Origin of the sequence: Streptomyces sp. NPDC006368, from assembly GCF_040612535.1 — a bacterium.
Taxonomy (GTDB): domain Bacteria; phylum Actinomycetota; class Actinomycetes; order Streptomycetales; family Streptomycetaceae; genus Streptomyces.
The window spans coordinates 26,649-41,168 of record NZ_JBEXQK010000013.1 but is presented as its reverse complement, the minus strand read 5'-3'; the positions used below and the strand labels follow the sequence as shown (position 1 = coordinate 41,168).

Sequence of the window (14,520 nt, the reverse complement as noted above, 5' to 3'; positions counted from 1 at the left end):
GCCGTGCGCGTGGCTGTCATCGGCGGCGGGCCCGGCGGCCTGTACGCCGCCGCCCTGCTCAAGCGCCTCGGCCCCACCCGTGACATCACCGTCTGGGAGCGCAATGCCCCGGACGACACGTTCGGCTTCGGCGTCGTCCTGTCCGACGAGACCCTCGGCGGCATCGAGCACGCCGACCCCGCCGTTCACGCCGCCCTCCAGGCCGAGTTCGTCCGCTGGGACGACATCGACATCGTTCACCGCGGCCGGACCCTCACCTCCGGCGGCCACGGCTTCGCCGCACTCGGCCGCCGCAGGCTCCTGGAGATCCTCCACGCGCGCTGCGCCGACCTCGGCGTACGGCTCCGCTTTCGCACCGAGGCGCCGCCCGCCGCCGAACTGGCCGCCGCGTACGACCTGGTGATCGCCGCCGACGGCGTGCACAGCCGCACCCGCGCGGCGCACGCCGACGTCTTCCGCCCCCACGTCACCACCCACCGCTGCCGGTACATCTGGCTCGCCGCCGACTTCGCGTTCGACGCGTTCCGCTTCGAGACCGCCGAGACCGAACACGGCGTGATGCAGCTCCACGGCTATCCCTACGCCCGCCCGGCTCCCGACCACCACCCCTCGACGAACCCCTCCGGGCAGCGGAGTCCCTCCGGCGCCTCGACCGTCATCATCGAGATGCGCGAAGAGGTCTGGCGCGCGGCCGGGTTCGACGAGCTCGACGAGCAGGAGTCCATCGCCCGCTGCGCCAAGCTCTTCTCCGAAGCGCTCCGCGGCCGGCCCCTGACGTCCAACAAGAGCACCTGGACCGCCTTCCGGACCGTCGTCAACGACCGCTGGTCGCACGGCAACACGGTGTTGCTCGGCGACGCCGCCCACACCGCGCACTTCTCCATCGGCTCCGGCACCAAGCTGGCCGTCGAGGACGCCCTCGCCCTCGCCGCCTGTGTCGAGGAACAGCCCGGCCTCGCCGAGGCCCTGGCCGCCTACGAGGCCGAGCGCCGGCCCGTCGTCGAGTCCACGCAGCGCGCGGCGGCGGCCAGCCTGCGCTGGTTCGAGGAGCTGGCCGGGTACGTGGACCAGCCGCCGCGCCGGTTCGCCTTCAACCTCCTCACCCGCAGCCGCCGCGTCACCCACGACAACCTGCGGCTGCGCGACCCGCGCTTCACCGGGGCCGTGGAGCGGGAGTTCGGCTGCCCGCCCGGCACCCCGCCGATGTTCACCCCCTTCCGGCTGCGCGGCCTGACCCTGCGCAACCGTGTCGTCGTCTCGCCCATGGACATGTACTCGGCGGTGGACGGCGTCCCCGGCGACTTCCACCTCGTCCACCTCGGCGCCCGCGCCCTCGGCGGCGCCGGGCTCGTCATGACCGAGATGGTGTGCGTCAGCCCCGAGGGCAGGATCACCCCCGGCTGCGCGGGACTGTGGACGCCCGCGCAGGCCGCCGCCTGGGCCCGCGTCACCGACTTCGTGCACCGGCAGTCGCCCGGCACCGCGATCGGCGTCCAGCTGGGCCACTCCGGCCGCAAGGGCTCCACCAAGCGCATGTGGGAGGGCATCGACCAGCCCCTCGACTCCGGTAACTGGCCCCTCGTCGCCGCCTCACCGCTCCCGTACCGTCCCGGCGTCAACCAGGTGCCGCACGCGCTGCACCGGGCCGCGCTCACCGACATAAGGGAACAGTTCGCCGCAGCCGCGCGCCGCGCCGCCCGCGCCGGGTTCGACCTGCTCGAACTGCACTGCGCCCACGGCTATCTGCTCTCCGGGTTCCTCTCCCCGCTCACCAACCACCGCACCGACGCCTACGGCGGGTCCCTGGAGCGGCGGCTCCGCTTCCCGCTGGAGGTCTTCGACGCGGTACGGGCGGTCTGGCCCGGGGAGCGGCCCATGACCGTACGCGTCTCGGCCACCGACTGGGCCCCCGGCGGCACGACCGCCGACGAGGCCGTCGAGATCGCCCGCGCCTTCACCGAGCACGGCGCCGACGCGATCGACGTCTCGACCGGCCAGGTGGTGCCCGACGAGCGCCCCGAGTACGGCCGCTCCTACCAGACCCCGTACGCCGACCGGATCCGCAACGCGCTCGGCGTCCCGGTCATCGCCGTCGGAGCCATCTCCTCCTGGGACGACGTCAACTCACTGCTGCTCGCCGGCCGCGCCGACCTGTGCGCCCTCGCCCGCCCGCACCTCTACGACCCGCACTGGACCCTGCACGCCGCCGCCGAACAGGGCTACGCGGGCCCCGGCGCCCCGTGGCCCCTCCCGTACCGCGCGGGCAGCCGCACACCCCCGACGGGCCGCACGGACGCCCCCAAACCGCGCCTCACCCTCACGCGGAAGGGGTGACCGGCCCCTCATTCCGAAGGGGTGACCGGCTCCGAACCGGTGACGAGCACCTCGCCCGCGTCCCGCAGCAGCTTGTGCAGGCCGCCGAAGACGGCCGCCGCACGGCCGCCGGGCCAGCCCTCCGGGAGCAGCGCGGCGGGCAGGCCCGGGTCCGCGTAGGGGAGGCGCCGCCAGGAGTCCAGGGCGAGCAGGTAGTCCCGGTACGCCTCCTCGGGCGACGGCTCGCGGTCCGACCAGGTCCGCAGCACCGGCTCGTGCAGGTCCAGGAACTCCTCGTACAGCTTGCCGATCGCCGCCAGGTCCCACCAGCGGCCCACCGCCTCCGCCGTCGCCGCGAAGCCCAGGTGTTCACCGCGGAACAGGTCCACGTACGGGTCGAGGCGCAGCCGCCGCAGCGTGTGCCGGGTCTCCTCGTACAGCGCCGCCGGGGCGATCCACACCCCCGGCGCCGCCGTGCCGAAGCCGAGCCGCGCCAGGCGTGAGCGCAGCAGGTGCCGCTTGTGCCGCTCGGGCTCCGGGACCGAGAAGACGGCCAGCACCCAGCCCTCCTCCGCGGCCGGTGCCCCGGCCGCGTAGATGCGCCGGTCACCGTCGTCCAGCAGTTGCCGGGCGTCCGCCGACAGCGCGTACCCGGCCGCCCCGTCCGCCGTGCGGCGCGGCTCCAGCAGCCCGCGCCGCTTGAGCCGGGACACCGAGGACCGCACCGACGGGGCGTCCACGCCGAGGGCCGCCAGCAGCCGGATCAGCTCGGCCACCGGCAGCGGGGCGTTGTCGGGGGTCCGTCCGTACGCGCCGTACAGGGAGACGATCAGGGAACGCGGAGTGTGCTGCTCGGCCACGTGGTCACTGTACGGCCGTGTCCGGCCCACGCAGCCGGAAGCGCTGGAGCTTCCCGGTGGCGGTGCGGGGCAGGGCGTCCAGGAAGACGATCTCGCGCGGGCACTTGTAGGGGGCGAGGCGGGACTTCACGAAGGTGCGCAGCGCCTCCACCGTGCCGTCGTCGCGCGGGAGGCCGTCCCGGAGAACGGCGTACGCCACCACGGCGTGTCCGCGCAGGTCGTCGGGGCGGCCCACGACGGCCGCCTCCACCACGTCGGGGTGCGCCAGCAGCGCCTCCTCGACCTCCGGGCCCGCGATGTTGTACCCCGCCGAGATGATCATGTCGTCCGCCCGGGCGACGTAGCGCAGATAGCCGTCCGGCTCGCGCACATAGGTGTCGCCCGTGAGGTTCCAGCCGTCCTTCACGTACTCCCTCTGGCGCGGGTCGGACAGATAACGGCATCCCACCGGGCCCCGTACGGCCAGGAACCCCTCCTGTCCGTCCGGGACCGGTTTCCCGGAAGCGTCCACCACGCGCGCGTGCCATCCCGGTACCGGCGTCCCCGTCGTCCCGGGTCTGATGGCGCCGTCGGCCGCCGAGACGAAGATGTGCAGCAGCTCGGTCGCGCCGATGCCGTTGATGATGCGCAGCCCCGTCCGCTCCTGCCAGGCCCGCCAGGTGGCGGCGGGCAGGTTCTCGCCGGCCGACACGCAGCGGCGCAGCGAGGTGGTGTCGTACGCGTCGAGGCCCTCCAGCATCACCCGGTAGGCGGTCGGCGCGGTGAAGAGCACCGAGACGCGGTGGGCGGCGATCGCGGGGAGCAACTGCCTGGGCCCGGACTGCTCCAGCAGCAGCGCCGAGGCGCCCGCCCGCAGCGGGAAGATCACCAGGCCGCCCAGTCCGAAGGTGAAGCCGAGCGGGGGACTGCCCGCGAAGAGGTCGTCCGGCTCGGGCCGCAGCACCCGCGCCGAGAAGGTGTCGGCGACGGCCAGCACGTCGCGGTGGAAGTGCATGCAGCCCTTGGGCCGTCCGGTGGTCCCCGAGGTGAAGGCGATGAGCGCGACATCGTCGGCGGCGGTGTCGACGGCGTCGTACGCGCCGGGGTGACGGGCCGCCAGCCGCTCCAGGCGGTCGGGGGAGTCGCCGCCGTACGCCGTGACGCGCAGCCCCGGCACCTCGGCCTTCACCAGGTCGTCGACCACGCGGGCGTCGCACAGCGCGTGGCTGACCCGCGCCATCCCGCACATCACGGCCAGCTCCTTGGCGCGCGCCTGCGCCAGTACGGTGACGGCCACCGCGCCGGCCTTCATCACGGCCAGCCAGCAGGCCGCCAGCCACGGGGACGTGGGGCCGCGCAGCATCACCCGGTTGCCGGGCACCACCCCCAGGTCGCGGGTGAGGACATGCGCGATCCGGTCGACGCGGCGCAGCAGTTCGCCGTACGTCCACACGCCGCCGGTGGAGTCGCGGAAGGCCGGCCGGTCCCCGCCGAACCGTTCCACCGTGCGGTCCAGCAGCTCGGCGCCGCAGTTGAGCCGGTCCGGATAGCGCAGTTCGGGCAGTTCGAAGAGGAGCTCGGGCCACTGCTCGCGGGGCGGCAGATGGTCCCGGGCGAAGGTGTCGGCGTGGGCCGATCCGGTCAGCTCCATGTTCGCCCCCTATGGGTGGTGGGAACGCTCATCGAGCGTATCGTGAAGGTGACGACAGTCAACGGTGCGCGATAGACCTGGTGAGCCGGATTCCCAACAGGGGGCACGAATGCCCGTATTCTCGCTCGAACCGGAACAGACGGCATGGTGCGCGGAGCTGCGCGAACTGGCCGCCGGGCGGCTGCGCCCCCTCGCCGACAAGGGCGAACCCGGACGCGTCAACCGGCCGCTGCTCGCCGCGTTGGGTGAACTGGGGCTGATCGGACGCCTCTTCGAGGCGGGCGCGCTCGACCTGTGCCTGATGCGGGAGTCCCTCGCCCACGCCTGCACGGAGGCGGAGACCGCCCTCGCGCTCCAGGGGCTCGGCGCCCACCCGGTCGCCGCGTCCGGCACGCCCGAACAGCGGGCCCGCTGGCTGCCGGAGGTCATCGCGGGCCGCGCGGTGGCCGCCTTCGCGCTGAGCGAGCCCGACGCCGGGTCGGACGCCGCCGCGCTCGGCCTGCAGGCCGTACGGGACGGCGACGGCTGGCGGCTGTCCGGCGAGAAGCGCTGGATCTCCAACGCCCCCGAGGCCGACGTCCACACCGTCTTCGCCCGTACGACGCGGGGCGCCGGCGCCCGTGGCATCACCGCGTTCCTGATCCCGGCCGACCGCCCGGGCCTGACGGGCAGCCGACTGGAGATGCTCTCCCCGCACCCGATCGGCAGGCTCCGCTTCGACGGCGTACCGGTGACGCGGGCGGACCTGCTCGGCGAGGTCGACCGGGGTTTCCGCGTCGCCATGACGACCCTGAACCTCTTCCGCCCGAGCGTCGGCGCCTTCGCCGTCGGCATGGCGCAGGCGGCCCTCGACGCGACGGTGGCCCACACCGCCCGGCGGTCCGCGTTCGGCGGCCCGCTGAAGGACCTTCAGGCCGTCGCCCACCAGGTCGCCGAGATGGCCACCCGCACCGAGGCCGCGCGCCTGCTGGTGTACGCGGCGGCGGCGGCGTACGACGCGGGCGACGACGGCGTACCCAGACGCGCCGCCATGGCGAAGCTGCTGGCCACCGAGACCGCGCAGTACGTCGTCGACGCCGCCGTCCAGCTCCACGGCGCCCGCGCGCTGCAACGAGGCCATCTGCTGGAGCACCTCTACCGCGAGGTGCGGGCGCCGCGCATCTACGAGGGCGCGACCGAGGTCCAGCGCACCATCATCGCCAAGGAGCTGTACCGAGCGGACAACCCGAACCGGGCCGAGGAGCACGCGTCATGAGCCTGGAGCGGGTCAACCCGTCCGAACTCTCCCCGCCCACCGGCTTCTCGCACGCCGTCACGGCCACCGGGTCCCGGCTGGTCTTCCTGGCCGGGCAGACGGCGCTCGACGGGGACGGCAGGGTGGTGGGGGAGACCCTCCCGGAGCAGTTCGAGGCGGCGCTCGCCAACCTGCTGGCCGCCCTCAAGGCCGCCGGCGGCACCCCCGCCTCCCTCGCGCGCGTCACCGTGTACGCGACGGACGTGGCCGCCTACCGGGCGTGCGCCGCCGAACTGGGCCGTGTCTGGCGCCGGTTGGCGGGGCGCGACTACCCGGCGATGGCGGTGGTCGGCGCGGTCCGGCTCTGGGACGAGCAGGCGATGGTCGAGCTGGACGGGATCGCCGTGCTGGACTGACGGATCGCCTTCGCGGGACCGGTGCAACCACTCGGTCCTGACGGGTTGTCAGTGCAATATCACATTACTATGTTACGCATCGCACAGCAGTGACATGCACTCGACGAACCGGTCATCTTCCACCCAGGAGTCGCAAGTGCCCCAGCCGTCATTACCGCGACGCGTGCGCAGAACCCTCCTCGCCGCAGCACTCACCACCGTGACCCTGCTCGGCGGCGCGGCGGGTCTCGGCGCCCCCACCGCCCGAGCCCACCAGGCCACCACGGCCGAGCCCTCCCACCCCCAGCCGCCCCACCCGCACGACGAGGTCCTGCGCCTCGCCACCGCACCACCCCCCACCCGGCCACCCGCCCCCGCCCCCGGGGGCCGCCCCGACGCCCGCGTACCGGGACCGCGGACACCCGCGCCACCCACCCCCACCGCCACCACCGCGCCCGGCTGCACACTGGACGGCGTCACGCGCCTGCGCCCCGAGGAGCTCGCCGACTTCCTCACCGACCCCGCCGTCACCGCCGACGGCTGCCTGCGCGGCCTCATCTGGACCTGGGACGCCCGCCTCGCGCCCGTCATGTCCGACGCCCACGTCCAGGCCGTCTCCCGGCGGGCCGGCGCCCTGGCCCCCGGCCACGACGGCGCCAACACCACCCACCTGCTGGAGCTGTTCACCTACCTCCACGCGGTGGCCTACCACGACTTCTCGCGCGGCGAGATCGACGTGACCGACCCGCCCACCACCGAGACCATGCGCCGCGCCGTCCACGCCTTCGGCTCCGCCGCCCGGTCCTTCCGCGCCACTCGCGCCAACGCCCACACCCTGCGCGAAGCCCTCTACACCGGCAGCGCCCCCGGCCTGCGCCACTCCCAACTCGGCCTGATCACCAAGGTGCTGGCCACCATGGACCGGTACCACACCACCACGTACCCCGACCCGGCGTGGGGCGGTGCCGCCCTAGCCGCCCTGTCCGTCAACCACCTCGGCGTGTACCCCGGCAACCGGGACACCGCCTTCCACACGCTGGTCGCCAGGAACACCGCGTACCGCGCCGCCTTCCGCGCGTTCGCGCACCACGCCCACCTCAAGGACACACCCAACGCGTGGGTCGTGCGGGACGCGCTCGCCGAGTACGGCCGCTTCGGGCAGATCGACGCCATCCGCGCGCGCATCGTCCCCGACCTGGGGGCCCTCCTCGATCCCGTCGCCCACACCTTCGGCGAGGGCAGCGCGCCCTGGGCCCGGCTCGCCGGCTGGCTGAACTTCTACGGGGCGTGCGCGCCGTACGGCGTCTGCAAGGGCGACATCGAGCGGCGGATCCTCCCGCGCGTGTACCGCTACGACACCGGCGCCATCACGGTCCGCACCGGCCTCGACGCCGCCACCGTCGACCAGCTGTACTACGCGGGCAAGCAGGTCAAGGCGCAGTTCCACCGCGTCCTGGGCACCGGGGCGCCGCTGGCCGGGGACACCAACACCGCCCTGACGATCGTGCTGTACGCCTCGCGCGCCGACTACGAGAACTACCACCCGCTCCTCACCGGCATGGACACCGACAACGGCGGCGTCTACATCGAGCGCGGCGCCACCTTCTACACCTACCAGCGGCGCGTCCCGCAGGACTCCTCGCTCACGCTGGAGGAGCTCTTCCGCCACGAGTACGTCCACTACCTCAACGGCCGGTTCGCCGTGCCCGGCTACTTCGGCGAGGGACCCTGGTACGAAGGCGACCGCACCACCGCCATGGACGAGGGAACCGCCGAGTTCTTCGCCGGCGCCACCCGCGACGACGGCGTCGCCGTCCGCAGGTCCCTGGTCCGCGGCGTCATCGCCGACACCGCGAACGGAGGCCCCCGCATGAGCGTCGGCCGGCTGCTGCACGCCACCTACGCCGGTGACGGCTTCCGCTTCTACAACTACGCGGGCACCTTCTTCGCGTACCTGTGGACCGAACGCCCCGCCCTGCTGCGGGAGATGTACCGGCACCTGCGCGCCGACGACCCGGCCGCCTTCGACGCCTGGCGCGACCGGGTGGGCCGGGACACGGCGCTCCAGCGGGGATACGACGCCTTCCTCGACGTGCGGATCGCGAAGGTCGACGAGCTGTTCGTGCCGCACACCCGCCATGTCCCCGACGACCGCCTCGACCACACCACCGCCGAGGCCGTCCAAGGCTCCTTCGCCGCGGCCACCGCTGCGGACCCCCGCTGCGCCGACACCGGGGACACCGCCAAGCGCCGCTTCGTCTGCGCCGGGCGGATCACCGCCCGCCTGACGGACGCGGACAGCGAGGACCGGGTCTTCCGCGACATGGCGGAGACCGTCGACCACTTCCTGCTGGACCGGGCGCGTCCGGCAGCCACCAACCTCGCCGACATGAACTGCTCCTTCGACGAGGTGGAGATCTGGTCCGACCGGACCGGCGGGACCTCGGCCTACACCTGCGAGGGCCCTCTGCGCCCCTGACCCCAACCGGGGTCACCCGGGCGGGAATTCCTCGTACCGGCCCCTGTACGGGCAGCAGTAGTGCGTGAAATATTACTGCCGTGCCCACGCGACACGTGAGTCATGGGCCGACCACCCTGGACGCCGTGATCATCGGCGCCGGAGTCGTCGGCGCGGCCTGCGCCTACTACGCCGGCCGCTCAGGCCTCGCCGTCGCCGTCGTCGACCGCGGCCCCGTCGCGGGCGGCACCACCGGCGCCGGCGAGGGCAACCTGCTCGTCTCCGACAAGGAGGCGGGCCCCGAGCTCGACCTCGCGCTGCTGTCCACCCGACTGTGGCGCGAACTCGCCGAAACCCTCCCACCGGAGGCCGAGTACGAGCCCAAGGGCGGTCTCGTCATCGCATCCGACGAGACCGCCCTCACCTCCCTGCGCGCCTTCGCCCGCCGACAGCGCGCCGCCGGGGCCGAGGCGCACGAGATCCCGGCCGACGGGCTGCGCGACCTCGAACCGCACCTCGCGCCCGGCCTCGCCGGCGGCTTCCACTACCCACAGGACGCCCAGCTCCAGCCCGCCCGCGCCGCCGCCCAGCTCCTGCGGGCATCCGGGGCGGACGTCAGGCTCGGCGCGGAGGTCACGGCCGTCCTGACCGACCCGCGCGGCGCCGTCCGCGGCGTACGCACCACGCACGGCGACCTCCACGCCCCGGCCGTCGTCAACGCCACCGGCACCTGGGGCGGCCGGCTCGCCGAACTGGCCGGCACCCACCTGCCCGTACGGCCCCGCCGCGGCTTCGTCCTCGTCACCGAACCCCTGCCGCCCCGCCTGGTGCGCCACAAGGTGTACGCCGCCGACTACGTCACCGACGTCGCCAGCGACTCGGCGGCCCTCCAGTCCTCCGCCGTCGTCGAGGGAACCCCCGCCGGCCCCGTCCTCATCGGCGCCACCCGCGAACGCGTCGGCTTCGACCGGACCCTGTCCACCGAGGCGCTGCGGCGGCTCGCCACCCAGGCCAGCGCGCTGTTCCCGGTCCTCGGCGGCGTACGGGCCATCCGCGCCTACCACGGCTTCCGCCCCTACCTGCCCGACCACCTCCCGGCCATCGGCCCCGACCCCCGCGTCCCCGGCCTCCACCACGCCTGCGGCCACGAAGGCGCCGGCATCGGCCTCGCCCCGGCGACCGGGATGCTCATCGCGTCCGCCCTGCGCGGCGACCGGCCGGCCCTGGATCTGAGGCCCTTCCGCCCCGACCGCTTCGACCCTCGTGCAACGCCCCGCCCGACCGACGAGCCCGGAGCCGCCCGATGACACGCACCCCCGCCGTGGAGCCCGAACACGCTCACCCGGGCCCGCCGTTCACCCTCACCTTCGACGGGCGCCCCCTCTCCGCGCGGCCCGGCCAGACCATCGCCGCCGCCCTGTGGGGCGCCGGCATCCTCACCTGGCGCACCACCCGGGGCGGCGGTGCCCCGCGCGGCGCGTTCTGCGGGATCGGCACCTGTTACGACTGCCTGGCCACCGTCAACGGCCGCCCCAACCGGCGCGCCTGCCTCGTCCCGGCCCGCCCCGGCGACGCCGTCACCACGCAGGAGGGCACCGGCCATGACCGCTGACCTCGCCGTCGTGGGCGCCGGGCCCGCCGGGCTCGCCGCCGCCGGCACCGCCGCCGCGCTCGGGCTGAGCGTCACGCTGCTCGACGCGGGCGAACGCGTCGGCGGCCAGATCCACCGGCACCCCGCCCACGGCACCGTCCCCCGGGCGGCACGCGACCTGGTGCGGCGCCTCGGAGGCGTCCGCCACCTGCCCGGCCACCACGTGTGGACCGTCGTACGCGACGCCGACGGCTGGCTCCTGCACGCCGTCGTGGGCGCCGACGAGACCCCGGCCACGGTCCGCGCCCGCAACGTCCTCCTCGCCACCGGCGCCCACGAACGCCAACTCCCCTTCCCCGGCTGGACACTGCCCGGGGTCGTCGGCGCGGGCGGCGCCCAGGCCATGCTGAAGTCCGGCGGCGTCCTCCCCGGCCGTCGCGTCGTCGTCGCGGGCAGCGGCCCCCTGCTGCTCGCCGTCGCCCGCACCCTGGCCGCCGCCGGCGCCCGCGTCCCCGCCCTCGTCGAGGCCGCCGACCCCACCGCGTACGCCCGCCACCTGCCCGCCCTCGCCCGCAACCCCGGCAAGCTCACCGAGGGCGCCGGTCACGGCGCGGCCCTGCTGCGCCGCACCACCCGCCTCCTCACCCGCCACGCCGTCACCGCCGCCCACGGCACCACCCGGCTGGAAGCCGTCACCGTCACCCGCCTGGACCGCGCGTGGCGCCCCGTCCCCGGCACCGGGCGCCGCATCCCCTGCGACGCGCTCGCGGTCGGCCACGGCCTCGTCCCGCAACTGGAGCTCGCCACCGGACTGGGCTGCGCCACCCGCCGCACCCCCGACTCCACCCCCGCCCTGCACGTCGACACCGAACAGCGCACCTCCGTACCCGGCGTCTGGGCCGCCGGGGAGACCTGCGGCGTCGGCGGCGCCGACCTGGCCCGTACCGAGGGCGAGATCGCCGCCCTCTCCCTCGCCGGCGGGGACCCCCGCCGCGCCGCCGTACTCGTCCGCCGCCGCGCCCGCCTGCGGGCCTTCGCCGACGCGATGGCCGCCGTCCACCGGCCCGGCCCCGGCTGGACCGACTGGCTGGACGGCGCCACCGAGGTGTGCCGCTGCGAGGAGGTCACCGCCGGCCGGATCCGCGAAGCCGTCACCGAGCTGGGCGCCCGCGACGCCCGCACCGTCAAACTCCTCACCCGCGCCGGAATGGGCTGGTGCCAGGGCCGCGTCTGCGGCCAGGCCGTCGCCCGCCTCGCGGGGGAGGACCCGGCGCCCGACCGGCGCCCGCTGTCCTGTCCCGTACCGCTGAGTCATCTGGCACAACCACCAGGAGCCGCATGATGAACGAGCGCCCTCACCCCTGGCGCGGCCTCATGGTCGCCACCGCCGTCCCCCTGCGGGACGACGCCACTCTCTCCGTCGACTACGACGCCTACGCGGAACACGTCGCCCACCTCGTCGCACAGGGCTGCGACGGCGTCGTCCCCAACGGCTCGCTCGGCGAGTACCAGACCCTCGACCACGAGGAACGGGCCCGTCTCGTCCGCGTCGCCGTCGAGGCCGCCGGTGACGGGGCCCGCGTCATGCCCGGGGTCGCCGCCTACGGCAGCGCCGACGCCCGCCGTTGGGCCGACCATGCCGCCGAGGCGGGCGCCGGGTCCGTCCTGCTGCTGCCGCCCACCGCCTACCGCGCCGACGCCCGGTCCGTGCGCGCCCACTACGCCGAAGTGGCCAAGGCGGGCCTGCCGGTCGTCGCGTACAACAACCCCTACGACACCAAGGTCGACCTCACCCCACGGCTCCTCGCCCAACTCCACGGCGACGGCAGCATCGTCGCCGTCAAGGAGTTCAGCGGCGATGTGCGCCGCGCCTACGAGATCGCCGAACTCGCCCCCGGCCTCGACCTGCTGGCCGGCGCCGACGACGTCCTGCTGGAACTGGCCCTGGCCGGCGCCGTCGGCTGGATCGCCGGCTACCCCAACGCCCTGCCCGGCGCCTGCGTCGCCCTCCACCGGGCCGCCGCCGCCCGCGACCTGGACACCGCCCTGCCGCTCTACCGCGCCCTGCACCCGCTCCTGCGCTGGGACTCCAGGCCGGAGTTCGTGCAGGCCATCAAGGTGTCCATGGACCTCGCCGGCCGCCACGGCGGCCCCGTCCGACCGCCCCGCACCCCGCTGACCGAAGAGCAGTACGCCACCGTCCGGGCCGCCACCGAGAAGGCACTCGCGGAAGGACTCGCGTAGCGATGCGCACCCGGCACGTCTACCACGCCGTCGACTCGCACACCGAGGGCATGCCGACCCGCGTCATCACCGGCGGCGTCGGCACCCTCCCCGGCTCCACCATGGCCGAACGGCGCCTGCACGTCATGGAACACCTCGACCACGTACGCACCCTGCTCATGTACGAGCCGCGCGGCCACGCCGCCATGAGCGGCGCGATCCTCCAGCCCCCGACCCGGCCCGACGCGGATTACGGCGTCCTCTTCATCGAGGTCTCCGGGCTGCTGCCGATGTGCGGCCACGGCACCATCGGCGTCGCGACCGTGCTCGTCGAGACCGGCATGGTCCCCGTCACCGAACCCGTCACCACCGTCCGCCTCGACACCCCCGCCGGGCTCGTCTCCGTGGACGTCCGCGTCGAGGACGGCGCCGCCGCGTCCGTCACCCTCACCAACGTCCCCGCCTTCTGCGCCGCCCTCGACCGCACGGTCTACGTCCCCGGCCACGGCACGGTCACCTACGACCTCGCCTACGGCGGCAACTTCTACGCCTTCGTCGAACTCGACGCCCTCGGCCTGCCCTTCGACCGGGCCCGCAAGGACGACCTGCTCACCGCCGGGCTCGCCCTCATGGACGCCATCAACGCCGCCGAACGCCCCGTCCACCCCGAGAACCCGCGGATCGGCGGCGTCAAGCACGTCTACCTCGCCGCCCCCGGCTCGGACGCCGTCCGCTCCCGGCACGCCATGGCCATCCACCCCGGCTGGTTCGACCGCTCCCCGTGCGGCACCGGCACCTCCGCCCGCATGGCCCAGCTCCACGCGCGCGGGCACCTGCCACTGGGCCGCGACTTCGTCAACGAGTCCTTCATCGGTACGGAGTTCACCGGCCGCCTCATCGAGGAGACCACCGTCGCCGGCCTGCCCGCCGTCGTCCCCACCGTCACCGGCCGCGCCTGGATCACCGGCACCGCCCAGTACTTCCTGGACCCCTCGGACCCGTTCCCCGCGGGCTTTCTGCTGTGAGAGCCGATACGCTGACCCGTCACACAGGGGGAGAGAGGTGACACCATGGGCGACCGGCTGAAACTTCGCACCCGGATCACCACGCTCCCCACCCAGGAGCGCCTGAGCGACCGGGTCGCGCACGCCCTGCGCGCCGCGCTCATCTCCGGCGAGCTGCGCCCCGGCGAGGTGCACTCGGCGCCCGGCCTCGCCACCCGCTTCGGCGTCTCCGCGACACCCGTGCGGGAGGCGATGCTGGAACTGGCCCGCGAGGGCCTGGTCGAGCCCGTACGCAACAAGGGCTTCCGGATCACCGAGGTCAGTGAGCGCGACCTCGACCAGTACACGCAGCTGCGGGCGCTGATCGAGGTGCCCACCGTCGGCGCCGTCACCGGCTCCTCCGTCACCGACGCCGCCACCCGACGGCAGCTGGAGGCGCTGCGGCCGGTCGCCGAGGAGATCGTCACCAGCGCCCGCGACCACGACCTGATCGGCTACCTCGACGCCGACCGGCGCTTCCACCTGTCCCTGCTGTCCCTCTCCGGCAACGACCGCCTCGTCGAGACCGTGGGCGACCTGCGCAAACGCTCACGCCTGTACGGCCTGACGGCCCTCGACGAGCGCGGTCTGCTCGTCGCCTCCGCGCGGGAGCACCACGAGCTGCTCGACCTGATGGTGGCCGGTGACGCGGCGGGCGCGGAGGCGTGCATGGCCCGCCACCTGGGCCACGTCCGGTCGCTGTGGGCCCGCTCCCGAAACGGCGCCGACGTGTCCGTCCCCGCGGACGCCGGCGACAGGTGACAGCCGGGAGC

12 protein-coding genes are annotated in these 14,520 nt (G+C 74.6%); 10 read left to right on the top strand and 2 right to left on the bottom strand.

The annotated features are described in order from the left end of the window. The first annotated feature begins 3 nt into the window (after positions 1-3). Positions 4-2,334 carry a bifunctional salicylyl-CoA 5-hydroxylase/oxidoreductase gene (locus ABZZ38_RS12975; RefSeq protein ID WP_356738780.1) on the top strand — a complete coding sequence of 777 codons (2,331 nt, stop codon included), beginning with the start codon at positions 4-6 and terminating at the stop codon, positions 2,332-2,334. An 8-nt stretch (positions 2,335-2,342) separates the two neighbouring features. Here the strand turns inward: ABZZ38_RS12975 and ABZZ38_RS12970 are convergent, their stop codons facing one another. Together ABZZ38_RS12970 and ABZZ38_RS12965 are read right to left on the bottom strand one after the other, a co-directional pair. Continuing rightward, positions 2,343-3,173 carry a PaaX family transcriptional regulator C-terminal domain-containing protein gene (locus ABZZ38_RS12970; RefSeq protein WP_356738778.1) on the bottom strand — a complete coding sequence of 277 codons (831 nt, stop codon included), beginning with the start codon at positions 3,171-3,173 and terminating at the stop codon, positions 2,343-2,345. Positions 3,174-3,177: 4 nt separating this feature from the next. Then, a complete protein-coding gene (locus ABZZ38_RS12965; protein WP_356738776.1) occupies positions 3,178-4,803 on the bottom strand; it encodes an AMP-binding protein in 1,626 nt (541 codons plus the stop codon). Between the two features lie 109 nt (positions 4,804-4,912). On the opposite strand from ABZZ38_RS12965, the gene ABZZ38_RS12960 reads away from it, so the two are divergent. From ABZZ38_RS12960 to ABZZ38_RS12920, 9 genes are all read left to right on the top strand, one after another. Further along, positions 4,913-6,058 (top strand): acyl-CoA dehydrogenase family protein, encoded by a 1,146-nt coding sequence (locus ABZZ38_RS12960; RefSeq protein WP_356738774.1) that lies wholly within the window; start codon positions 4,913-4,915, stop codon positions 6,056-6,058. Further along, on the top strand, positions 6,055-6,453 hold the full coding sequence (locus ABZZ38_RS12955) for a RidA family protein (RefSeq protein WP_356738771.1): 399 nt from the start codon (positions 6,055-6,057) through the stop codon (positions 6,451-6,453). The genes ABZZ38_RS12960 and ABZZ38_RS12955 overlap by 4 nt, the downstream gene beginning before the upstream one ends. A gap of 163 nt (positions 6,454-6,616) precedes the next feature. After that, the gene (locus ABZZ38_RS12950; RefSeq protein ID WP_356738769.1) at positions 6,617-8,911 is read left to right on the top strand and encodes a collagenase; all 2,295 of its coding nucleotides are present in this window, start codon (positions 6,617-6,619) and stop codon (positions 8,909-8,911) included. 80 nt (positions 8,912-8,991) lie between these two features. After that, the gene (locus tag ABZZ38_RS12945; protein WP_356738767.1) at positions 8,992-10,197 is read left to right on the top strand and encodes an FAD-dependent oxidoreductase; all 1,206 of its coding nucleotides are present in this window, start codon (positions 8,992-8,994) and stop codon (positions 10,195-10,197) included. Continuing rightward, positions 10,194-10,502, top strand: coding sequence for a (2Fe-2S)-binding protein (locus ABZZ38_RS12940; RefSeq protein ID WP_356738765.1), 309 nt, complete (start codon positions 10,194-10,196; stop codon positions 10,500-10,502). The genes ABZZ38_RS12945 and ABZZ38_RS12940 overlap by 4 nt, the downstream gene beginning before the upstream one ends. Further along, the gene (locus tag ABZZ38_RS12935; RefSeq protein WP_356738763.1) at positions 10,492-11,823 is read left to right on the top strand and encodes an NAD(P)/FAD-dependent oxidoreductase; all 1,332 of its coding nucleotides are present in this window, start codon (positions 10,492-10,494) and stop codon (positions 11,821-11,823) included. The genes ABZZ38_RS12940 and ABZZ38_RS12935 overlap by 11 nt, the downstream gene beginning before the upstream one ends. Beyond that, entirely contained in the window at positions 11,823-12,725 is a 903-nt protein-coding gene (locus tag ABZZ38_RS12930; protein ID WP_356738761.1) for a dihydrodipicolinate synthase family protein, read from the top strand. The genes ABZZ38_RS12935 and ABZZ38_RS12930 overlap by 1 nt, the downstream gene beginning before the upstream one ends. 2 nt (positions 12,726-12,727) lie before the next feature. Continuing rightward, positions 12,728-13,729: a proline racemase family protein gene (locus ABZZ38_RS12925; protein WP_356738759.1), complete on the top strand. Its 1,002-nt coding sequence runs from the start codon at positions 12,728-12,730 to the stop codon at positions 13,727-13,729. 45 nt (positions 13,730-13,774) lie between these two features. Continuing rightward, positions 13,775-14,509 carry a GntR family transcriptional regulator gene (locus ABZZ38_RS12920; RefSeq protein WP_356738757.1) on the top strand — a complete coding sequence of 245 codons (735 nt, stop codon included), beginning with the start codon at positions 13,775-13,777 and terminating at the stop codon, positions 14,507-14,509. Positions 14,510-14,520: the final 11 nt, after the last annotated feature.

Excerpts from the sequence above, each read along its gene's own strand:
- ABZZ38_RS12925 (WP_356738759.1), top strand. The coding sequence starts at position 12,728 with ATGCGCACCCGGCACGTCTACCACGCCGTCGACTCGCACACCGAGGGC.
- ABZZ38_RS12935 (WP_356738763.1), top strand. The coding sequence starts at position 10,492 with ATGACCGCTGACCTCGCCGTCGTGGGCGCCGGGCCCGCCGGGCTCGCC.
- ABZZ38_RS12965 (WP_356738776.1), bottom strand. The coding sequence starts at position 4,803 with ATGGAGCTGACCGGATCGGCCCACGCCGACACCTTCGCCCGGGACCAT.
- ABZZ38_RS12955 (WP_356738771.1), top strand. The coding sequence starts at position 6,055 with ATGAGCCTGGAGCGGGTCAACCCGTCCGAACTCTCCCCGCCCACCGGC.
- ABZZ38_RS12930 (WP_356738761.1), top strand. The coding sequence starts at position 11,823 with ATGAACGAGCGCCCTCACCCCTGGCGCGGCCTCATGGTCGCCACCGCC.
- ABZZ38_RS12920 (WP_356738757.1), top strand. The coding sequence starts at position 13,775 with ATGGGCGACCGGCTGAAACTTCGCACCCGGATCACCACGCTCCCCACC.
- ABZZ38_RS12960 (WP_356738774.1), top strand. The coding sequence starts at position 4,913 with ATGCCCGTATTCTCGCTCGAACCGGAACAGACGGCATGGTGCGCGGAG.
- ABZZ38_RS12940 (WP_356738765.1), top strand. The coding sequence starts at position 10,194 with ATGACACGCACCCCCGCCGTGGAGCCCGAACACGCTCACCCGGGCCCG.